Below are 21183 nucleotides of genomic sequence, written 5' to 3'. Positions count from 1 at the left end.
TCCCACAGCGGAGTAGCACCCCACCTGGACTTTTCGCAATGACCACCATATAAGCGACATTGCGCGACGTTCACCACCTTTCTTGACAGGCGCTGCGTATCCAAAGAGTCGGTCCTGCCCGTTTACAGCTGCGCGCCATCGAAATCAGCAGGAACATGTATCTTTCGTTTGTCCATGACTTGTCCATAGTTGCCAGCGAAGGCAAGGACATGCCCCCCTCGAGGCAGGCGGCGCCTCCTGTCAGGGGAGAGGTCCACATTGCCCCTGACCATCTCCCATTGAATGGATATTCCCGGACGGAGGCAGGGATACACACGCATAACCAACTCGGCTTCAATGGTTGGCTTCGTCCTGCAGAGATCGGACGTCGGATGCACGGGATTACACAACGCATGCTGACCCGTAGGTTTCGCCATTTGGAGCGCGATGGGCTGGTAAGTGCGTCACTACTTAGATGAGCTGGCACCCCGAGTCGAATATGCACTTGCTGACCCGAGAGACGAAATCTTGGCTCAATTATTTCCTCTTTGGACTTGGATTGGAGAGAATCCTCAACAGCCTTCGATTCGTACGAGAGCCGTTCGCCAGCAAGCTGTCACGCGAAGAGGTTTGAACAGAGCGATCTCTCTGGGCTCAACTATTGACTGAGCGTGCTTGCTGGAGAGTTCATGGATGCCTGGCTCGACCAGAGCGCCTTTGAGTGCCGCTGGGGCAGTCTAGCCCCCTTGGGCTGATCGCTCAGATGGACAAGGTCGTAGGCTTCCTTGCTGTCGAAGTAGTAGCAGAACGAGCCCTTCGGCACTCCCAGCTACTTGACGGCCTCCTCGATGCCCGTGGCGGAGAATCTAGCTCCGTCTCCAACTGGAGCTCGGTACGCACAAGCTCTCTCCTGGTGTCATCAAAGCCGCGGTCCGCCCGGGAGGGCGGCCGCGTTGGCGTGATACCTCGGTGTTGGAGGCAACATGAAGTGAACTTCAGGCCGACCGCCTATCAAAATCAACCGCCAAGCGGCATCGCTCGCTCATCGCAGGTGGGCTATCCGGCGCTGAGCGGCTCCTGAATCAGCGCAAGTAGCGGACCTCAGGGACACACATGACTCCCACCTAATCTGTGGAACCACTTGGCATTACTAAACAGACGCTGCGATCAGCACCTCAAGTAACTCGCCGCAGATCTAGCAAGGACTACCTCTCTACCGCCAGTTGCCCAGCGAGGACGACGACTAGCCCAGGCAAGCTATTTAACACCTCCCAGCTCAGCGGCGATCAGCGCTGACACGTCCGTGACCGGAATGCCTTCGCGCTCATTAAATGTCCCGGCCTTCGACCAAGACATGCCGCGGCCGATGGCGAATGCAGCCCGGTATTTGCGCATCATGTTCTTGGGATCGTTCTTCAGCTCTTCCAAGAGGAAAGGCACCGTCCAGACGGAACGCTTGAAGGATCGACCAAGACCAGCCTCCAATTTATCCGCAACTTCACCATAGGTGACGGTGTCGCCAGCCAAGAAGACAATCTCATTACGAATCGTTGGATCAAAGAACACGATCTCCGCAGTTAGGCGGCCAATATCATCGGGTGTTGTTAGCGTAACAGCATTATCAAGACTACCCAGCGCGTGGACCTCACTGTTCTCGAGATCAACCACGCCAAACTCGGGCTCAAACAAGTAGCTCATGAACATACCTGTCGAGATGATGACCCAATCGGTCCTGTCTTGCGACCGCAGCAACTCGCGAACGTCCAGCTGCGCATCGAAGATATCCTGCGGACCACCACGACCGATCGCCTCGAAGTCCACCCCGAACTGCCATGGGAAGTAGCGCGGAATGCCAGACTGGAGCGCGGCCTTGGCAAGCTTCATAGGCGTGTTGATGCCCGCAGCGTAGCCAGCACAGCCGATCACAGTATCGTAGCGGGAGAAGAGAGAAGCCAACTCATCGATCGAGTCATCCACCAAATCCCCCAGCACAATTTCGATACCCGCATTACGAATATCTGAAATATCCTTCTGCTTGGACGGATTGCCCGATTTGACGGCACTTTCGCGAAGCAGGACACTTATTTTTGCTCCATCAACTTCCTTCGCACGACGCGCCAGACTGCGCAGCACCGGCATACCGAGCTCACCCGCTCCCAATACAAGAATATTTCTCGACTTAACGTCATAATTCACATTATTCATCACTGCACTCACTTCAGCTTGTCTTTGCGGTATACTGCCAGCCCGTGAACTGGCGCGAAAGATGGGCACACGCGTGATACTGCCGTCAGACAATCTCCGTAGAGAAGACATCCTTCAGTACTCCCAGACGGTCTGCGATGGACTTCGAGATGATGACGATGGGCTTCGTCGAGAGGTCCTTGCCCATGCAGGCAGCCGTTGGTCGCTAGGTGTCATTCATACACTAGGCGTTTATGGTCAGCTTCGACATGCAGAGATCGGCCGTCGGATGCACGGAATCACGCAACGCATGCTGACCCGTACGCTTCGCCATTTGGAGCGCGATGGGCTGGTAGTGCGTCGCGAGTTCGATGAAGTGGTGCCCCATGTCGAATATGCACTCTCCGACTCTGGATATGAGCTCCTGGTTCGAATGGTCCCTCTTTGGACTTGGATTGTAGAGAACGTCAGCAGCTTTCGATCCGCACGAGAAAGGTTCGATAGAAAGCTGCCACGCGACGAGGCCTGAACAGAACGACCTAACTAAGCTCAGTTATCGCTTCAGCACGATTGCTGGAGAGCTCTTGATTATCTGTCACGAGCGCGGCGCCTTCTTTTGTGCCGCTGCGGCATTCCTGCCCCGGGCTATTCGCTCAGCTGGGCTGGCATGGAGATTGTTGATTAATATCGACCAGGCTCCGCACTTGGGTGTCAGATTCGCCCGATAAAGCCAGCTGCTCGCACTCCACGCTGATGCGACGGCAATGCCGGCACTTGCGCTCAATCCAACGTTGAAAGATCACTGCCTGCGCATCAAGGAGCAGGTCGCTGCCCCAAGTAGTTGCGAGTAAGCACTATCGGCTCGGTCAAGCCCGCATATCGCGCTTCCACGATCGGCGCCATTAAGACCGAAAGACAATGTCTCTCATGGCCGCCCATCCTCTGCAAAGAAGCTTGTTTGGCTTCATTCCGGAGCATAGGCTGCGGGCGTCCAGCGCTTGAAAGAAGGCCCCAAGCTACCGCTGCTCTTTGTGGAGACAGGGAATCTGCAGCAAGTGGGACTTCCGACTGCCGAACTTGCAACAGCGCCCGGTCAGGAGCACAGTTCGTGCATCAAAGGGGGATGGGCAATGGAACGCTCGCAATTCATTATTGATCGCGCACTGTATTCAGACGACGTGGCGGCTCGGGCCGCGCATCGCTATACCGGCCAGCTTGGTATAGAGGTGCGCTGCCAAGGCGCCAACCTCATCGTTGGCATTTGGTCTCCGGACGGCTGTATGGTGCCAGAGGACATCTGGGCCCGGTTTTCTCGAGATTTGCTTGACGAACGCCTGCGAGCGGCCGTGCGAGCGGAGACGAGCGGACTTCAGCAGGAGCTGCTTCGTGCAGCACTGAACCAGGCACAGCCGGCGGTGCCCCATGTCGAGGTTTAGGCTCGCTGAGGCTTTCGCCGCGCCATCGGACTACCAACTGTTGCCTCTACGGTTCCGGCGTCTGCCGTGGGATCACGATCGGGCCTTCGTCTCGTCGATGGCAGGCGACTGGCTCCTGATGAAGATGGAGGACGTTCAGCGTCTGGTGACCCACCAGTTGCCGACCGAGTCCGCCCTCTTTGCGGATTTGGAAGCCCGGCACCTGGCCGTTGCCGGCACCTACCGAAGCAGCTTGGCGCCTCTGCTTAGTCAAATCCGCAGCCGAAAGTCCTACCTGATGGGTGGACCTGCTCTCCACATCTTCGTGGTTTCCCTGCGTTGCCACCACACCTGCAACTATTGCCAAGTGTCGCGGCAGGAAACGAGCGCCACTGCGTTCGACATGGAAAGCGCGCACGCCGGACAGGCGGTGGAACGGTTGTTCGAATGGCCGAGCCAAGAACTGACGATCGAATTCCAAGGGGGTGAGCCCCTGCTCAATTTTGAGCAAGTGAAGGCCATCACCCGGCGGATCGTCGAGCGAAATCAGAGCGCCCGACGCACCATGCGCTTCGTGCTGGCATCCACCCTGCATGACCTCACCAACGACCAGCTGGCGTTTCTGGCCGAGCACCGCTTCAAGCTCTCCACCTCGCTGGACGGTCCCGAATGGCTCCACAACGCCAACCGCCCCCGGCCCGGCCGCGACAGCTATCGGCGGACTGTGGAGGGGATTGAACGCGCACGCCGTTGGCTCGGAGACGATGGCGTCTCGGCGCTGACGACGCTGACCCGCCAGAGCCTCGAGGTTCCTGAGGCCATCATCGACGAATATCGGAAGCAGGGTTTCCACAACATCTCCTTGCGACCATTAAGCCCCTACGGGTTCGCCACCAAGACGGCCCGGCGCACCGGCTACCCCACGGAAGACTTCCTTGCCTTCTACCGGCGCGCCTTCGATCACTTGCTGTCGGTGAACCTGGCCGGTTACGCCATGGAAGAGTCCTACGCGTCTCTCCTCCTCTCCCAGCTCTTCACGTCCTTCGGGCACGGCTACGTCGATCTCCGATCGCCTTCTGGAGCCGGGTTGGGCGCCGTCATTTATGACCACGATGGGCGGGTCTATCCGTCGGATGAGGCACGCATGCTGGCCGCCATGGGGGACGATGCCTTTGCCTTGGGCCACGTCAGCCAACCGGTCAGCCAATGGCTGTCCTCGCCCGCCATGGCCCGCTTGCTGGACGCCGGGGTCGCCGAGGCTCTACCCACGTGCTCCGACTGCGCGTTTGTCCCGATGTGCGGGGCTGATCCGATCGAGCACTACGCCCGCCAAGGGGATCCCATCGGCCATCGGCCCAGCAGCGACTTCTGCCGGCGGAACATGGGGCTCTTTGATTTCCTGCTGGAGCGATACGAGAAGGCTGACCGGAACATCCAAGGGTTGATGCGTTCCTGGGCCAATCCGAAGCCATCGGTCGAGGAAGCCATCCATGCTGCCGCTTGAAACCAGAGCCGAGCTGGCGCCATCGGCGAAGGCCAGCCTGCTCAAGGTCGTGTCGCTGGCAGAGTTTGCCCAATCAGCACTTCCCTTCGAGCGCTTGGCCCTGGACCTGCGGGACGTCCCAGCGGACCACGCCAGCAATGAGCTGCTAAACCTGCCTTGGGGTGCAGTCTTGCCCTCCAGCGGGTTGCGCTCACCCAGTGAGGCTCCTCTCGTTCACTTGGAAGGTCCGCCGGGTGTTTGCAAGCCAGGGGATGTGTTGGAGCTCAATCCCCTGCAGAAGAAAGTGGCGATCCGCTACCGGCGCGGAGACACCGGCAATGTGCTGTTCGCCACCGAGCGCTGCAACAGTTACTGCCTGATGTGCTCTCAGCCGCCCCGAGACGTTCAAGACGATTGGCGGGTGAGGCACCTCCTGGACCTGATCGACCTCATCGATCCGGAGGAACCTTCGCTGGCAATCAGCGGCGGGGAACCGACCCTGCTGGGTGACGGGTTGGTCGACGTGGTGGCCAAATGCGCGCACGTGCTGCCCAACACCCACCTGCACATCCTGTCCAACGGCCGACTGCCTGAGCCCGGCCTGCAGGCGAAATTTGCGGGCCTCCATCCCAACCTGAGCTGGGGCATTCCGCTCTACGGGGACCGCTATGCTCTGCACGACTACGTGGTGCAAAGCGAGGGTGCGTTCGCTCAGACCCTTCGTGGGCTTTACGCATTGGAAGCCGCCCAGCAGCGGGTGGAGATCCGAGTCGTGTTGGTCAAGCCCACGGTCGAGCGGCTGGCACAGCTGGCGCGCTACATCTGGCGAAACCTGCCCTTCGTCGAACACGTTGCACTGATGGGCATCGAGCCCATCGGGTTTGCCAAAGCGCATCAGCGTGAGCTTTGGGCCGATCCAGCGGACTACGGTGACGTCCTGTCCGAAGCGGTAGGGCTGCTGGCCGAGGGCGGAATCCCGGTCTCGCTCTACAACCTGCCCTTGTGCGCGTTGGACCGATCGCTTTGGCCCTACGCCGTGCAGAGCATTTCGCCTTGGAAGAACGACTACCTACCCGCCTGCGAAACCTGCTCGGTTCGACAGCGGTGCGGCGGCTTCTTCTCGTGGGTCACACCGGCTTGGACCAGCCGGTCCATCTCTCCTGTCCTGGAAACCTGATCATGTCCAACGCACTGATGATCGTCGGCGCCGCCACCTTGGGAACCCTGGGCACGGAGCCGCCCAAGGGCCAGTCCGAACTTTCCAGGCTCTCCGAGTTGGACGGGAAATACGCGACCGTCCTGAGCACCTCGTTGAATGCAGGCCGGCACAACCTGTATGCAGGGCACCGCAGCCACAGCTCCCATCGATCACACAGTTCCCATCGCTCCCATTCGTCTGGGTCGGGAAGCTCGTATCGCTCCTACACCCCGCCACCGGCGACCTATACCCCACCGCCCACCCGCTACACCACGCCAGCGAAACCGGCGGCGCCCGCAACTTCCCGAACCACGGGGAGTGGCGGCGGCCATTTGAACAGCTACCCGACCCAGAATCTGGATCCAGCCACCCGAGCAAACTCGAGGTCTACGAACAACCTGACCTTGGAACCTGGCACTTACGAAAAGCCAGTCACGGAGGGACGGGACGCCGATGCGCTCAAGCTGCTCATCATGCGCGTCCAAGCAGCGCTCTATTCCAAGGGCTACGATCCGGGCGCCATCGACGGTGCGCTTACCCCTGAAACCCAATCGGCGCTGCGCATGTTCCAATTGGCCCACGGCATTCGAGCGACAGGAACGATGACAACTCCGACGCTCGACGCACTCGGGGTGCGGCTCTAATCAGCACGCCGGCACCATGCCGTGGCTTCCGCCTAATGCCAAAAGCTGACCACACACCAGCGTTCGTGAAGCCCCCCCCCCCTTCCCCAGGGAGCCTTGCCTGACACCCCGTGAGGTCGAGACCAGGATTGGATTGCGCATTACCCAGGCCATGGCGTAAAGGCACACGGTGGAGCGCTTCGCTTGGGGGCACACTCTCATGGCATCCGCGCGCATCGATCCGGTGAGCAGGCTCTAGAGCCTTCCTCTGGGGCGCAGAGCTTCGGCCGGAATGAAACTCTTAACGGTTCATGGTGTAAGGTTGACCCAACTGGCTCCTCTCTGGCGCGAAATCCTTCGCCCCTGTGTCTAGCCCCTCTCAGGTATGACACATGACACCCTCGACCGCTTTCCGGATCCTTCGGATTCGCCCTTTGCTGCGCCTGAATGGAACGATCGAGCGAGTGGAATCCCTACAGGCCAAGTGTGGCTCGTGTGGGGACGAATCGCGTATGTCGCGTGGCCAAGGCCTTACCGATGCTGTGGGGGGGGTGGAGCTCACCTGTCCCGCATGCGCGGTGACGGGGATTTTGACCGTAGACCAAGCGTGGGTTCTCTGGGGAGAGCAGATGAGAAAGGACAGGATCCTGGCGCTAGCGGGGCTGGTGCCCGAAGATCTAGATCGCACCTAGATCTTGCATCACCGCCTGCCCATCGCGCAGCAACGTCGCCAGAAGCCGACCACCAGCCACCTGCCGCCCTACCCGCGCGTTAAGCCAAGTGGCCTGGATTTTGCCGGCTGCGAGGACATCGGCTGGGGCAAAGCTCTCAGGCCTGCCGGCCAAGGGTTCTCCCGGCGAGGCCAAGCCGCCATCAAGGCACTGAACAATGGTAGGTCTGGTGCTGTCGTTCTTGGCGTACGCAGTTGCCATCATCCGACCATTCCTGGGCGACCAGCCCCCAAGAACCAGCTCAGTCCCGAGATGGTCAATCGGTAGGCGCGCTTCGGCAGCTGCCCTTACGTAGTTCGGCCACAGTTGGTCCAGCACCAAGCCCATCTCCGCAGAAAGCTGTTCCATCGTGAAATCTGCGCGGAAGCTCGCCTGAAGCGCCAGCTCGTAGACACGAAGAAAAAACTGCGTAGACCCGCGTGCGGCCATCACGAGATTGTGCTGCGGAATCAGGAGCATTTTGGCGCCCGAGGAGTGGGCGCCGGTACGGGCATCCTCTGCCAGGGTGTCAACAGCAACGAGGAGCTGGCTAGGGCTCAGCAAGACGTTGAGAATGCTCATTGTGTCTGCCTAATGACCTAGATGGACTATCTCTCGTATTCATCCTCAAGTCGAGTCCGCTATGACATACACCCTGGAGCAACTTGCTGAACGCCTGCACGCATGCGAGGTCGACTTAGAAGCGCATCGGGGATACCTCAAAGCGATGGAGTACGCACTCGGCGCGACCATCGCCACCCACAGTGATCCGCCATCATTGCGCCGGATCTGGGACCTGATGTTGGTGGAAGCGGCGGACACTCATGCCGGCCTCGATGGCCCGATCTTCACCGCTGCCTTTCAGCAGTCTCTTCGGATGCTCACCGAACAGATATCCCTGATGGACCCAGGCCCTACCAGCCAGCGCCCAATAGATCAGTAAGGATCTGCTCCAGCTTGGTGGCCGCCTCCTGCTGAGAGTTGACCTTGATCGAAAGGCCGATTTGAGCGGGACCAGGACGAGTCTCAAACCGAGTGATGGTTCCACCTCCGCTTCCGTCCACCTCCACTCTGGCGGTAATGATTCTGCCATTGGCGTTGAACGTCCAATCCTGGAAGGCGTGCATTTCTATGCTCGAAGCTGGGTTGTGCAGAATAACCTGCACCAACCGGCTCTAGGGCCACCCGGCTCGACAAGCCGCCCCCTGTTATGCGCCCAATCGCGGCGTTGTCGTCCTTGTTCGCGTCTCAAGATCCCGCACCGCACCCTCGTTATCGCGGGGATCTTCGCCGCAGGTGCCATCAAGCGCTCCCGCATTGAAAGCAAACCCTCATCCTGAAACGAACCCCAGTTGCGCCCTCCTACGTGCCCACGGCGCGCACTAGGCCTCGGCTGGCTCGCGGTGTCGGGCAACGAGCTCGGCGAGCTGCTCCATGCCCGTCACGGGCTCAAACCTGCCCTTCAAACGCTGTGAGAAGTTGGTCCAGTCCGCTCGAACCAAGGTCTTCAAACAGGGAGTGGACACCCGCATGAACAGCAGAGGCTGATCGGAGAAGCGAAGCTTTTGGACAGCACCTCTAGCGAGCTGCACAAGCTCTGAGTGGATGTCCAGCGACTCCACATAGACCAGCGTCGCACCTACTGCGCTGGCAGTCCCTTCTAGGTAGGTGAAAAATCGGCTTCCATCGAAGCACACAACTGCGCGCGAACCACATGCCTCATTGAACTCAGCGCCGGCTGCCATCAGCTCGGCAATCCGCACTTCAGTCAGCTCCTCTACTGCTGAGCTTACAAAGACAACCGAGCAATTGAGCATGCCTAACAACCTCGAGTTAAGGCGTCAGCCTACGCCGCGCTTTGTGCTCTGGGCGTGCAGGAAGGAAAGGCGAAAGCGAGAGGTCAGTCAGTCGCGGGACCTTCACGCTCGCGCAACTATTCTCGCCGACGCCGCTCAATGCTGAGCGGTCAAGAACGGCATCGGACTCTTCTTGCGCAACTCGCAGGAAGCGATCAGCCCAGAGTCATCGCCACTGCATGATCAAGAGCAAGCCCCTACACGCCCCGCCCTTTGAACCAAACTCGCCTCAATTCGTCTGGAAAACCAGGTTCAAGGACAAATGTGTCTACACCGGATGCGGAGTGGGTCTTCCCGGGCGAATTGACAGCGATCACCTTGCCGAAGTCCACGCAACCAAGCAGGCGCTCGCAGCCCAGCTTGCGCACGTTCGGCTCTCGCAGTGCCACGAGGTGTTCGTCAGGAACACGACTGCCGCATTGATCACCGTCCACCATTTCCTGTCCCAGGCGGCGGAAAGGGATGCGGTCTTCTTCCTCTGCGCAACTGTTGAGGTTGCCGGGGAGATCATGGCGACACTCAACGTGGATGACAGACCGGCTTGAAGCAGGAAACTAGCAGTGGGAGATGAATCATTTTACGGGATAGTGAGACTTCGGTAGCAGTTAAGCCTCAGATCGCAAACGGCTTGACACATTTTCAGATCCACTCCTCCGTATACCTTGCCAAGCTTCAGACGCATGGTTAGATGCTTCCATCTTCAATGGAGGCAGGAACGATGGGCAACGTTCGCAGCAATAAGAAAGAACCACGCTTAGCTAACGATTGGCGCCAGGCCACCGAGGCCATACCAATCTTGATCGTCGAACGGAACGAAGCTTCCGTGATGGGCACCGACGCGTTGATCGCTGCAGCCAAAACGGGCCTCAGGAACGCCTGCGAGAACTACCGGACGGCTTTGATCGAGCATCGAAGGGCGTAAGCGGCCATCGTCGCCGGCATCTTTCGCGAACCGCTGAAAGGGGGGGGGCCCCCTTTTATGGTTGTCAGAAGCCCCCTGCCCGCCCTATAGGCTGGTGGCGCGCCACACGCGCCCGATCAACCCGCCCACCAGTGGCGCGATAGGAAAGACGGTGTAGAGGGCGGCCAACGCCAAGGGCGGGACCGACACGAAGAAGTTGCGTTCCGCCTCGATCAGGCCAGGGTAGAAGATCCCTACACCGATGCTCGCCAGCTGGACGACCACCACGACCAGCGTGCCCATCAGTGCCCCCTTCCAAAAGCCCCCGCGCCTTGGTTCCAAGAAGGGATTGACCGCCCTGGCTGCCCGAACGCGCGCCGCCCGCCAGTTCAGCACGTAAAGCAGCAGGAGGAGCGCCAGCACGCTAACACCAGCCGAGAACGCCGCCACAGCCTGCCAAGCAAGCCCCAGCTCTCCAGAAATTTCTGCACCGCCTGCGAAGGCGAGCAGGCCAGCGCCGCCCAAGAGGACCGTTGCGGGTGCGAGCAGGCCCCACTGCATATGGGACGCGGTCGAGTGAGAGCGGACATGGGCATTCATGGAACCTCCAAATGGGCGAGAACGAGGGCGGGTTACAAGGACCGATCAGGGCTTCTTTTGTGCGTCGATGAGCACCCACTGCCCGGCCTGCTTTTCAAACACCAGGTCTGCCTGGGCTGGCACGGGCGCAGGCTCTTCCTTCAGCTGGCGTCCACCCTGGAAACCAATCACATCGAGGGTGCCGCCGGTGACGCACGTCGTTCGCTCGGGCCCGCTCTGGTTGCAGTCGACGTTCAAGTCATCCCAGCCACGCACTTCCACGCGCTGCCCTAGCTCGGCCACCAGGTTCGCGTTCAAATACTGCTCGTACCCCTTTGCAACCTGCTCTACCGACGGTCCCTGTTCCGCCTTACCGCAAGCAATCAAGGCAACAGCTGCTACCGCGGCGACCACCATTCCACGCTTCATGCACCTTCTCCTCGGCTCTTGGTGATGTCCACTTCGATCGTTTCGTTCCGATAGCCCAGGCTCACCTTCTCGACGGTCACGTCCATCTTGGGTTCGGTGCCGTCGACCCAAACCCGATTGACCGAGAAGACCACGCGGTCGTCTTGGAACGAGCGGCCTTGCCGCGCGAGATTGGCCGCTTCGGCGGGGTCCATCCGAATCAGCAACCGGTAGCGCCCCGCGTTCGGAGGGCTGGACACGCCGGTGGGCGTCTTGCGGATCCAGGGGACGAAGTTCTTTCCCGTGACACTCAAGCCGGCAACCGAGATCTGCGGCATCGGCACGAACACTTCCATGACGCCCCGATTCGCGTTGTAGCTGACCCCACCCAGCGCTTTGAAGTTCGGGCGAACGGCATACCGCCGAATCCCTTTGAACCGCTCCAGCCGGGCGTCGAAAGCAGGCCCGAAGCGCTGCTCGATCACCGCCGCAGGCGGCTCTGCCTCTTTGCTGCCGGTCGTCCTCTTTGCGGCCACCCACGCCTGCCGCAAGCACCACTGCCGTTTGTCAGGCCGCAACTGGTAGGCGGAATGGGCCATGGCCAACAGGCCCATGTCGCACATGTCGATCCCTTGTGCCCCGGTGGAGGACAGCCCTTCGCGCAGGTGCTGAGCACCCTCAAGGGTGTCCTCGTCCAGGTCCCAGTAGATGCCGAGCGGCTCGGCGTACAGGGGATGGGACACCTTGGCCTGTGACGCGGATTTCCCAGAAATGGCCCCACCGATCTGCCGAAGCAGGCCCGATGCGGTCGTGGGTTCGGCGCTGACGCCCGTCGATACGGCCAGCGCGAGCGCGCCAGCCAGAACTGCCCCGTTCTTCATACAGCCCCTCGTTCCTTTGGATGGACTTGCCACATACTTACGTGGCACGTAGAGTCTACCCGGGGCGTAGGCCTTGCGTCATGATCGGTGCATGCTTGCACTGCATCCGTTCAGCCTGTGACTACGCCGACAACTCCGCGAGCGATCGTGGCCGCGCGCTTGCGCCAAGCCAGGATCCTTCGAGGCTTCAGCCAGCGCGAAGTGGGGGTCAGGATGGGCCTGGACAAAGACACCGCATCGGCTCGCATCAGTCGCTATGAAAGCGAGTCGATGACGGTGAGCCTGGAAGCACTGTTTGAGCTTGCGCAGGCACTGGACGTGCCGCCGGCCTACCTGCTGGCGACGACGCCGGCGATGGCCGACGCCATTTTGGCGCTGGGCGTTCAAAGCGAGGCCCAGCAGGCCAAGCTTTCTCAAGCCCTGGAAGAGCTGACCGCACTCCCCCCTGGAAAGCGAAAGCAGGCCATTGACCGCCTCTTGGCAGACCTCGAACCTTCATAGGCTCCTTCCAGCGAGCCGGTCTCAGCGATTGCGACGGCAACAGGTGATAATCCGCCCGGTATGGACACGGGGGATACGGGATGTTGTTTTCATCTACGATCAGCGATCGCTTTCAACGGTTCAAACTGTGGTGGTTCATCCAACCATTGACCGTTCGGGCTTACTGCAGTGGGGCGGCCCTCATGGGCATCGCCCTTCTTCTGTTCCGCTTTGCTCCGAAGGCTTTGGCCACCGACGTCATCACTTACGCGGCCAGTTTCTTCTTTGCAGTTGGGTTCCTACGTGAAGCATTTCTCTGGCTCTATCCGAAGCTCCAGCTGCCACTGGCCAAGTTGGCTGTCACAGCAATGAGCGTTATGGCGCTTGCCGCCGCAACAGGGATCAGCCGCCTGGCAGTCAACGATGGCACCGGACAGGATCCTTCTCATTTTCCAACTGCAGTAGCCCTACTTGTGCCTTTCGCTTTCGTGCCGATCATCGCCTTCGTGATTACGGTTTCAAGCGGCCTTTCAGCCATAGGCATTCTCATTTGGGCTGCAGGAACTTCCCCTTGGGGGAAAACGAAGAGGAGCGACTTTGACTATTTGATGCTTTGCTCACGCATTTTTGCCGCAGCAGTGGTGTCCATCGTAGCTGCGTTCGCGATAGGAGACTCACCAGTAGCGCCGTCCTGGATGAGATCAGTGGCCCGCCACACCGCATTTGCGCTCGACCTTTATAGCGATGCTTCGTGCGCCGTACATCCGAGTGATCGGTTTCACCGCATCAACGATGACATCGTGATCTTGGGGAGGATCACACCCGACGGTCCACGCTATGTTCGCCGCAGTTGCCCCTTACAGGCCGAAGCGGAGGCGCCTGAGCTGCCTCTCCTTGGCCCTCACCCCAACCTCTAGACAGGGGAATACGTTTCCAGAAAATCGGCGAATTCCTCGTCTTGACAGGCCAGTGCTTCGAGCCGAGGCTCGCCCTCCTCTATGCACGCACCGGCCTTGATAAGCATCAGGGCCACTTCCTGCTTGGTTTTGCTATCTAGATCGCTTGCCCATGCAAGCCACACCAGAGGAGGCTGGTCCATCTCGTCGTAGGTGTAGGGGTAGCCGTCCGGATCTACCCCGACTTCCAACATCGCGGCAACCATCTCGATATCGCCATGGGCGCACGCGTGGTGGAACTGCGGGAACGGCAAGGCTCGGGCGCGCACTTTGAGTTCCAACGGCAGCCGGCTGATGAGATTGTCCATCTCGTCCATGACAGCCCGGGTTTCCTCTTCACACTGAATTGGCAGACTCCAATGCGGATCTCTGGCGCTACGATGCCCTTCAGCGCTCATATCATTGTCCGTCTCTTTGCTCATCGACGCTCAACCAAAGACGTTCCCGGTTGGAACACCGTAATGTTGGCGAAGGGGAGCTGTAGGGCTCACTAGGCGCTGTGGCGCTTTATCGGGACATCTGTCCCGACAACGCCCGGTCGACATAGGGACATTGCAGGCGCGATTCACGAAGACCCCGGCAGCCATTGACAACCCTGCCCCACCTGATAATAAGGCCCACCAGTAGAGAAGAAGGCCAACATCATGAAAATTCAAGATTTCTGGAACAACGCCTATTTGGCGTGCCTAGCACGCGTCCCGCCCGAGGATGCGGAGAAACAGGCCACCGAGGCAACAAACCGCTGCATCGAATTCTGGCAATCCAATATGGAGCGCAGAGGCCTCCCTACTAGCGCTCCTCTTTGGAAAGATCAGGACATTACGTGGGTGCCGTTGTCGGGGGATGAATACCGCCAAATTGTCAGCCGACGCTCACCTCTCGAAGGACCGGACCAATAAGCTACAGTCCCCTCAAATTTAGTTGGGCTCTGATGTAGCCCCTAGCATCGTGGCATGAGCAAGCGCCTCAGCCATCGATTCAAACTCCGCCAGCGGGGGCTCTATGAGTGGCATTGTGTCCTCATACACGGCCCATGGATTACTTGGCGACGAGGGGCTAATACTGCCATCCGGGAGATAGCGCCGCCTGTCGACAACCACGTACTTCTTGTTACGCTCGGGCGGCACGCCCGTTGAACGACTTGGGAAATTCATTCAGACCTCCGGCAGGATTTAAAAACTCATAAGTAAAACAGTGAGCAGCTCCCTTCGCGACCCGAGCTCCAATTATTCATCGACAAGCGCGAGCCACGCGTGATGGCTGGTCTGGACAGACAAGAGCAGTGACGTCCCTCATGCAGCTCGCAAAGGACGTAGTTCTCGGCAGGGGCCACTCCGCGAGCGCAAAACGCGACAAGTGGCGAAGTTGGTGCCGTATTAGCCCTCAACTGAACTTTTCCAATCAACAGCCCGCAAAGCCGTTGCAGGGCATTGGGACAACGACTGAACGACCAAATCGTGAAATGGCGCTCGATCTTCCACGCTAACCCAAGATCGGCGTAGCGCCTCGTTGAGTGAAAGAGGTGCCGCTGGAAGCTTGGGATAGAAGCCTGATAACCCCCTGATGCGCTGCTCTTCAGTGAACGCCCATGGAAGGTCGCGCTCCAACCCGGCAAGCCCGAGCTTCTTCAAAACCTTCACGACATCTTCCAAACGCTCGGCAAGAACTTCGCTCTGAAAGCGCTCCGCCCCACCGCAGCGCACAACCGATGACCAGCGGTAACGCACTCCGTGCTTGTTACTTCTTGCCGCCCGATGCTCGGGAACAACGCCTTCGCCACGGAGTCGACGCTTCTTGAGAGCTTCCTTTGAAATCCCAAGGATGTACGCGGCGACGCCAGGACCGACCCACTCCACTCGCCCGGCCTTCGCTTTAGCCAACTCCAGCTCTTCTGCTTGGGTCAGTTCGATTGGCTTGGGCTGGGCTGGACGCCGTCCTGGGCGCAGGCCCATCACCTCCTTATCCAGTTCAGTTCCAGCCGTCATGACGCCTCCGTATGCCGGGCGAAAGGCCTCGCCGAATTGCCAGACACTGTCCCCGGCGCCCAACGCGCCTCCAAATCGCTTGCCTGCTGGGCAGCCTTGGCTTCGCGGAGTTCTTGTATCACCGTCTGAAGCACGTTTGCGTAAGCACAGTGGTAGGGCTCACGCGTCTCACCGTCGATCCAAGCCGCCTGTAAGGCAACTTCGACCGTGGCATCCCACACGTCACCCCGTTCAAGTGCATCGCTTAGCACTTGGTCGCTCACCACCAAGACATGGCCGGCCACCCGGCCATCCACCAACGCCCACTCATGGGGAACCACGGCAATGTCATCGAGCGTGGCCAGCGTGGCAATGCGCCCCAACTTCTTCTGAAGCCGGCTTGCGTCGTCGCGCGCCTGCCGCAAGGCCAATTCGATTTCCAGCTCACGGACCCGTTGCTGGGCTGCGTCCAGTTCGTCGATCAAGCGACGCTCTTTGACGCTGCGGCCCACGCGTGAGGCCTGCCAAGCAACGAGTTCGGTGTAAGGGTAACGGACGTGCTCGTTGGCCCCTCCAACAGCGCGGCCGGCGCCTTTCACGAAGGGCGGCCCTGCAGGAGGCGTTCGGCGGCGCCACTCGCCAAGCGTGTCGAAGTGGACCCCGAGGTAACGCGCCGCTGCTTTGGTGCTGATCGTCGGAGGCGGCAAGCCTGCGGCGGCTTTGGTCAGCTCAGCATCCAGTGCCGCAGAGCGCTGCTCCAGGTAGTCCTCTTCTTTACGCTGGCATTCCATTGGGTCGCTCCTTACTGGGCGTCGCGTCGGTTTCTTGCTGAGAAAATGGAGACTGGGGCATCGCCGGACTCGTCCAGCCGAGGCTTATCCGTCCCCTTCAAGCGATTCCAAACACGGGGACTCGTGGCCACCATGTGCTCTTCAACCCGGCCCATGGCCTCTCGAAGCTTGGACCACTCCTGCTCGGTGTAGCGTTCGGAGACAGCAGCCATGCGATCCTCACCTCGCCCCAACGTTCTGTGGTGGAGCAGTTGGGAGACGATTCGGCTTTCGCCGAACAGGAGGGCGGCGTAACGGCCGAGCGTCCGGCGCAGATCGTGGAGGGTCAGCCCAATGTCCACCTCTGCCCGCAGATCGAGCAACCCCGCGTCCCGGCGCACGTTTGCCACGATGCTCTTGCTGTCCGAGTAGTGCCCCGTCGTGCTGCGATCTGATCGGGCGGGGAACACGAACATGGTTTTGGCCCGCGAGCGGCGTGCCCTCTCCACCTCTTTTTCCAGCCGGTCCAGCAGATCCCGGCGCGCACGCCTAGCTCGAGCGGCGTCCAACACTTCTTCTGCGTCCGCCAGGTCTTGCTTGAGCTTGGTTTCGTCCGCGCGCTCGTCGTAACGCCGCTGCAAGATCTTTTCAGCAAAGTAGGCCACCGGCAGGTAGCGCTCCTCGCCATTCTTGGTGTCAAACAGGTAGACCTGAGAGCCTGCCCGCCTCGTGTAAGGGTTGACCTCATCCGGTGCTGCCAACCAGACCCAGGACACCTCCGACTGGCGCAGCTCGCCCGGGGAGCACCGGTCAAACCAGCGCAGGGGAGCGGCCTCGCCGCGGCGGGTGCCCCAGAGCAAGGTCAGCAGCAAGTAGTCGGCGCCGGTCGCGTTCAAGCCACCCTGCTCGTCCCGTCGCGCCAAGATCACCTTCAGTACCGTGGGCAGCGTCTCGTCCCCCAACGGATTGCGCACTTCCGCGCGCTCGTAATGCCGGCGCAGCGCTTGCGAGTCCCGCAACATGTCGTCGTCGTGGATGACCTGGAACGGGTTGTAGCGCAGCACCGGCTCCCGCTGCTGCTGAGCCGCCGCTTTGCGTTCCCGCTTCAGCATCAGGTCGACCGCCCTCTTCGCGTCTGTGAACGCGTGCTCGGTCGACGCCAAACCGGCCGCTTTGACTCGCTGGATGTACTTCCCGGTCACGCCCAACGCTTCGAGCTGTTGCGTGGAAAGCGCGGCCCAATCCGGCTGATCAGCCAGCGCTTGGCGCATCGGGGTGGGGATCCGGTTGGAGCGCACCATGGACGATCGCCGTAAGCTGTCGAACGCACGGTGGATGTCCTTGTCCAACAGCTGAAGGATCGGCTTGTCCGCCAGCCCGACTTCCGGACGAGCAAACCGCGCCAAGCTGTCTTGGATGGCCCGGATGCTGGCGGGCTTAGCTTTCTTGTTGCGAACGCGCTTCTGCAGGTCCTCAACGTAAGCCGCAAAGCAGTCCGCCAGCGTGAGCCCCTTCAGCTCCGCCAGCTGCTCGGTTCGGGCCTCTTCCTTCGAAGGATGCTCGCCCGTTTCTCGAACGACCGCCAACTTCCGTCGCGCCAGCTCGTAGGCTTGCTCCGGGCCGATGTCAGTGACGCTGCCCAAGGAGAACCGACGAACCCCGGCTGGGCCACGGACCACGACTTCATAGGTGGTGCGGGTGGTGCCCACGTAGAAGCCAAAGCCCGTTGGCGCGCCCTGATTGCCGTCCAGGACGCGGTAAGGCTTCCCGGCGTCTTCGGGCAGTCGAGGGGCGATGACCACCCTTCCCTGCTTGCCTTCGACCGGGCCTTTGGCCACGCTCAGTTCGCAGATTTGGCGGTAGCTCAGCTTAAACTTGGTGCCTCGGCGACGCGGGGCCTCTGCCTGCGTCGCAACAACCGTATCCATGGTCGATCCGCCGTCTGTCCGTCGCAACATCGATTTGATCCTCTTTGAGTGATCACCGCAACTGCGGCGCAACGAAGAACCCCGTTACTTGCCGTCAGCTGCCGGGATCGACCGCTACAAACCGTAGGAAGTTCTCTTGCAAACCACTGATTCAAAAGCGAAACCGTCTGCATCGAAGGCCAGTGCAGAGCACACGCCCCTCATGAAGCAGTTCTTCGCAGCCAAGTCCGAGTATCCGGACCTGCTGCTGTTCTTCCGCATGGGCGACTTCTACGAGCTGTTCTACGACGACGCGCGCAAGGCCGCGCGCCTGCTCGACATCACCCTGACCCAGCGTGGCAGCTCCGGCGGCGCGCCGATTCCGATGGCCGGCGTGCCGGTACATGCCTATGAAGGCTACCTGGCGAGGTTGGTGGCGCTGGGCGAGTCGGTGGCGATCTGCGAGCAGATCGGCGACCCGGCGCTGGCCAAGGGCCTGGTCGAACGCAAGGTGGTGCGCATCGTCACCCCCGGCACCGTCACCGACGAAGCGCTGCTGGATGAGCGCCGTGACACCCTGCTGATGGCGCTGTCGCGCACGAAGCAGGGCTACGGCCTGGCCTGGGCCGACCTGGCCGGTGGCCGCTTCCTGGTCAATGAAGTCGAGACCGACGACGCGCTGGAAGCCGAACTGGCCCGACTGGAACCGGCCGAGCTGCTGGTGCCCGACGAGGAGAACTGGCCCGACTTCCTGCGCCAGCGCACCGGCGTGCGCCGCCGTGCGCCGTGGCTGTTCGACGCGGACAGCGGCCGCCGCCAGCTGCTGAACTTCTTCAAGTTGCACGATCTGAGCGGCTTCGGTATCGATGACAAGCCACGTGCCACCGCCGCCGCCGGCGCCCTGCTCGGTTATGTCGAGGAAACCCAGAAGCAGCGCCTGCCGCACCTGACCTCAATCGCGATGGAAACCGCCGGCGAGGCGATCGCGATGAACGCCGCCACCCGCCGCCACCTGGAACTGGATACGCGCGTCGACGGCGATACCCGCAATACCCTGCTGGGCGTGCTCGACAGCACGGTGACGCCGATGGGCGGGCGCCTGCTGCGCCGGTGGCTGCACCGCCCGCTGCGCCTGCGCGAGGTACTGGTACAGCGCCACCATGCGGTGGAAACCCTGATCGATCGCGGCAGCGATGCCGACATCCGCGAACAGTTCCGCCGCCTCGGCGACCTGGAACGCATCCTGACCCGCGTCGCACTGCGTTCGGCGCGCCCGCGTGATTTCTCCACCCTGCGCGATGGCCTGGGCCTGCTGCCGGCGGTGCGCGAAGTGCTGGCGCCGCTGGATTCACCGCGCCTGCAGGCACTGCATGCCGCCTTGGGCGAGCACGACGCGTGCGCACAGCTGCTGGCCAGCGCCATCGCCGAAATGCCGCCACTGAAGCTGAGCGACGGCGGCGTGCTGGCCGATGGCTTCGATGAAGAGCTGGACGAGCTGCGCCGCCTGTCCACCCATGCCGACCAGTTCCTGGTTGACCTGGAACTGCGCGAGCGCGAGAGCAGCGGCATTCCCACCCTGAAGGTGGGCTACAACCGCGTGCACGGCTACTACATCGAAATCAGCAAGGGCCAGTCCGATCGCGCGCCGGTGCACTACACCCGCCGCCAGACGCTGACCAATGCCGAGCGTTACATCACCGAAGAACTGAAGGCATTCGAGGACAAGGTGCTGTCCGCGCGCGACCGTTCGCTGTCGCGCGAGAAGTACCTGTACGAGCAGCTGCTGGATACCCTCGGCGCGCAGCTGGAACCGCTGAAGCAGTGCGCCGCTGCGCTGAGCGAACTGGACGTGCTGGCCGCCTTCGCCGAACGCGCGCAGGCGCTGGACTGGTCGCGGCCGGAACTTGAAACGGCACCGTGCCTGAAGATCGAGCGTGGCCGCCATCCGGTGGTCGAGGCGGTGCGCGAGCAGCCGTTCGAACCCAACGATCTGGATCTGCATCCGGACCGCCGCATGCTGGTCATCACCGGTCCGAACATGGGTGGTAAATCGACCTACATGCGGCAGAACGCGCTGATCGTGCTGCTGGCCCACATCGGCAGCTTCGTGCCGGCCAGCCGGGCGCTGATCGGCCCGATCGACCGCATCCTGACCCGCATCGGCGCCGGTGACGACCTCGCCCGCGGGCAGTCGACCTTCATGGTCGAGATGGCCGAGACCAGCTACATCCTGCACCACGCCACCGCGCATTCGCTGGTGCTGATGGACGAGATCGGCCGTGGCACGTCCACCTACGACGGCCTGGCGCTGGCCGACGCGGTGGCCCGCCACCTGGCCTACCAGAACCGCTGCTACACGCTGTTCGCCACCCACTACTTCGAGCTGACCGCGCTGGCCGACGAGCAGCACGAGGGCGGCCGCAGCGGCATCGCCAACGTGCACCTGGATGCCGTCGAGCACGGTGAAGCGCTGGTGTTCATGCACGCCGTTAAGGACGGCCCGGCCAACCGCAGCTTCGGCCTGCAGGTGGCCGCACTGGCCGGCCTGCCGCGCGCCACCGTGGCGCAGGCGCGCCGTCGACTGGCCGAGCTGGAACAGCGCGGCGGTGAGAGCCATGCCGCCGAGCTGGCGCCGCAGGCATTGGATGCACCGCAGCAGTTCGGCCTGTTCGCGGCGCCGTCGAACAAGGCACAGGAAGCACTGGCCGCCATCGATCCGGACGAACTGACGCCGAAGCAGGCACTGGAAGCGCTGTACCGACTGAAAGCACTGCTGTAACCGCAGCGCGCACCCCTGGCTTCCCGCCGCCATGCGGGAGGCCTATCGAAAGATCCGGCAAATCTAATTCTTCGTTTCAATTGACAGAAACTATCAAACTGAACGGATCA

The 21183-nt window shown here is 61.2% G+C and carries 22 protein-coding genes; 12 read left to right on the top strand and 10 right to left on the bottom strand.

What is annotated here, in order from left to right:
- The first annotated feature begins 155 nt into the window (after nucleotides 1-155).
- A complete protein-coding gene (locus VG566_RS04940; protein WP_196769496.1) occupies nucleotides 156-458 on the top strand; it encodes a winged helix-turn-helix transcriptional regulator in 303 nt (100 codons plus the stop codon).
- 778 nt (nucleotides 459-1236) lie between these two features.
- Here VG566_RS04940 and VG566_RS04935 read toward each other — a convergent pair.
- The gene (locus VG566_RS04935; RefSeq protein WP_053442702.1) at nucleotides 1237-2184 is read right to left on the bottom strand and encodes an aromatic alcohol reductase; all 948 of its coding nucleotides are present in this window, start codon (nucleotides 2182-2184) and stop codon (nucleotides 1237-1239) included.
- Nucleotides 2185-2245: 61 nt separating this feature from the next.
- Here VG566_RS04935 and VG566_RS04930 point away from each other — a divergent pair, with 61 nt between their 5' ends.
- The 5 genes from VG566_RS04930 to hxsA all read left to right on the top strand — a co-directional run bounded on the left by VG566_RS04930 (nucleotide 2246) and on the right by hxsA (nucleotide 6903).
- Complete coding sequence (locus tag VG566_RS04930) at nucleotides 2246-2692, top strand: winged helix-turn-helix transcriptional regulator (RefSeq protein WP_080112492.1); 447 nt, start codon at nucleotides 2246-2248, stop codon at nucleotides 2690-2692.
- 469 nt (nucleotides 2693-3161) lie between these two features.
- Complete coding sequence (locus VG566_RS04925) at nucleotides 3162-3599, top strand: hypothetical protein (RefSeq protein WP_238582453.1); 438 nt, start codon at nucleotides 3162-3164, stop codon at nucleotides 3597-3599.
- On the top strand, nucleotides 3586-5082 hold the full coding sequence (gene hxsB / locus VG566_RS04920; protein WP_423172607.1) for a His-Xaa-Ser system radical SAM maturase HxsB: 1497 nt from the start codon (nucleotides 3586-3588) through the stop codon (nucleotides 5080-5082). Before VG566_RS04925 ends, hxsB begins: the two co-directional genes overlap by 14 nt.
- Complete coding sequence (hxsC, locus tag VG566_RS04915) at nucleotides 5069-6238, top strand: His-Xaa-Ser system radical SAM maturase HxsC (protein WP_109337148.1); 1170 nt, start codon at nucleotides 5069-5071, stop codon at nucleotides 6236-6238. The genes hxsB and hxsC overlap by 14 nt, the downstream gene beginning before the upstream one ends.
- 2 nt (nucleotides 6239-6240) lie before the next feature.
- Nucleotides 6241-6903: a His-Xaa-Ser repeat protein HxsA gene (gene hxsA / locus VG566_RS04910; RefSeq protein WP_143568717.1), complete on the top strand. Its 663-nt coding sequence runs from the start codon at nucleotides 6241-6243 to the stop codon at nucleotides 6901-6903.
- A 656-nt stretch (nucleotides 6904-7559) separates the two neighbouring features.
- On the opposite strand, the gene VG566_RS04905 is transcribed toward hxsA, so the two are convergent.
- Nucleotides 7560-8174 (bottom strand): hypothetical protein, encoded by a 615-nt coding sequence (locus VG566_RS04905; protein WP_065183089.1) that lies wholly within the window; start codon nucleotides 8172-8174, stop codon nucleotides 7560-7562.
- 61 nt (nucleotides 8175-8235) lie between these two features.
- Between VG566_RS04905 and VG566_RS04900 the strand changes: the two genes are divergently transcribed.
- Nucleotides 8236-8535, top strand: a complete 300-nt coding sequence (locus VG566_RS04900) for a hypothetical protein (RefSeq protein WP_065183090.1) — start codon at nucleotides 8236-8238, stop codon at nucleotides 8533-8535.
- A 439-nt stretch (nucleotides 8536-8974) separates the two neighbouring features.
- Here VG566_RS04900 and VG566_RS04895 read toward each other — a convergent pair whose 3' ends face one another.
- Complete coding sequence (locus VG566_RS04895; RefSeq protein ID WP_005416069.1) at nucleotides 8975-9409, bottom strand: BLUF domain-containing protein; 435 nt, start codon at nucleotides 9407-9409, stop codon at nucleotides 8975-8977.
- 218 nt (nucleotides 9410-9627) lie between these two features.
- Between VG566_RS04895 and VG566_RS04890 the strand changes: the two genes are divergently transcribed.
- Both VG566_RS04890 and VG566_RS04885 read left to right on the top strand, forming a co-directional pair.
- Entirely contained in the window at nucleotides 9628-9993 is a 366-nt protein-coding gene (locus VG566_RS04890) for a hypothetical protein (protein ID WP_053442696.1), read from the top strand.
- Between the two features lie 173 nt (nucleotides 9994-10166).
- Nucleotides 10167-10370 carry a hypothetical protein gene (locus tag VG566_RS04885; RefSeq protein ID WP_053442695.1) on the top strand — a complete coding sequence of 68 codons (204 nt, stop codon included), beginning with the start codon at nucleotides 10167-10169 and terminating at the stop codon, nucleotides 10368-10370.
- Between the two features lie 84 nt (nucleotides 10371-10454).
- Here VG566_RS04885 and VG566_RS04880 read toward each other — a convergent pair whose 3' ends face one another.
- Genes VG566_RS04880 through VG566_RS04870 form a run of 3 tightly spaced genes read right to left on the bottom strand, consistent with a single transcriptional unit; the run spans nucleotide 10455 to nucleotide 12217 of the window.
- Nucleotides 10455-10949, bottom strand: coding sequence for an ABC transporter permease (locus tag VG566_RS04880; RefSeq protein ID WP_234026130.1), 495 nt, complete (start codon nucleotides 10947-10949; stop codon nucleotides 10455-10457).
- 45 nt (nucleotides 10950-10994) lie between these two features.
- Nucleotides 10995-11357, bottom strand: a complete 363-nt coding sequence (locus VG566_RS04875) for a hypothetical protein (RefSeq protein WP_053442693.1) — start codon at nucleotides 11355-11357, stop codon at nucleotides 10995-10997.
- The gene (locus VG566_RS04870; RefSeq protein ID WP_053442692.1) at nucleotides 11354-12217 is read right to left on the bottom strand and encodes a hypothetical protein; all 864 of its coding nucleotides are present in this window, start codon (nucleotides 12215-12217) and stop codon (nucleotides 11354-11356) included. The genes VG566_RS04875 and VG566_RS04870 overlap by 4 nt, the downstream gene beginning before the upstream one ends.
- A gap of 147 nt (nucleotides 12218-12364) precedes the next feature.
- Here VG566_RS04870 and VG566_RS04865 point away from each other — a divergent pair, with 147 nt between their 5' ends.
- Together VG566_RS04865 and VG566_RS04860 are read left to right on the top strand one after the other, a co-directional pair.
- Nucleotides 12365-12718, top strand: coding sequence for a helix-turn-helix domain-containing protein (locus VG566_RS04865; protein ID WP_100049909.1), 354 nt, complete (start codon nucleotides 12365-12367; stop codon nucleotides 12716-12718).
- A gap of 80 nt (nucleotides 12719-12798) precedes the next feature.
- The gene (locus tag VG566_RS04860; RefSeq protein ID WP_053442691.1) at nucleotides 12799-13614 is read left to right on the top strand and encodes a hypothetical protein; all 816 of its coding nucleotides are present in this window, start codon (nucleotides 12799-12801) and stop codon (nucleotides 13612-13614) included.
- On the opposite strand, the gene VG566_RS04855 is transcribed toward VG566_RS04860, so the two are convergent.
- From VG566_RS04855 to VG566_RS04840, 4 genes are all read right to left on the bottom strand, one after another.
- Nucleotides 13611-14075 (bottom strand): hypothetical protein, encoded by a 465-nt coding sequence (locus VG566_RS04855; protein ID WP_146200791.1) that lies wholly within the window; start codon nucleotides 14073-14075, stop codon nucleotides 13611-13613. The two genes, VG566_RS04860 and VG566_RS04855, sit on opposite strands and share 4 nt — an antisense overlap.
- A gap of 954 nt (nucleotides 14076-15029) precedes the next feature.
- The gene (locus tag VG566_RS04850; protein ID WP_146200789.1) at nucleotides 15030-15638 is read right to left on the bottom strand and encodes a hypothetical protein; all 609 of its coding nucleotides are present in this window, start codon (nucleotides 15636-15638) and stop codon (nucleotides 15030-15032) included.
- A complete protein-coding gene (locus VG566_RS04845; RefSeq protein WP_053442689.1) occupies nucleotides 15635-16408 on the bottom strand; it encodes a hypothetical protein in 774 nt (257 codons plus the stop codon). The genes VG566_RS04850 and VG566_RS04845 overlap by 4 nt, the downstream gene beginning before the upstream one ends.
- Nucleotides 16409-16419: 11 nt before the next feature.
- On the bottom strand, nucleotides 16420-18315 hold the full coding sequence (locus tag VG566_RS04840) for an integrase (protein WP_049434008.1): 1896 nt from the start codon (nucleotides 18313-18315) through the stop codon (nucleotides 16420-16422).
- Between the two features lie 202 nt (nucleotides 18316-18517).
- Here VG566_RS04840 and mutS point away from each other — a divergent pair, with 202 nt between their 5' ends.
- On the top strand, nucleotides 18518-21073 hold the full coding sequence (mutS, locus tag VG566_RS04835) for a DNA mismatch repair protein MutS (RefSeq protein WP_049404381.1): 2556 nt from the start codon (nucleotides 18518-18520) through the stop codon (nucleotides 21071-21073).
- The last annotated feature ends 110 nt before the right edge of the window (nucleotides 21074-21183 follow it).

Origin of the sequence: Stenotrophomonas sp. CASM114 (assembly GCF_049384325.1) — a bacterium.
Lineage (GTDB): Bacteria > Pseudomonadota > Gammaproteobacteria > Xanthomonadales > Xanthomonadaceae > Stenotrophomonas > Stenotrophomonas muris.
Note: the sequence above shows the minus strand (reverse complement) of the source record. Positions and strands in the feature narration are given on the sequence as shown.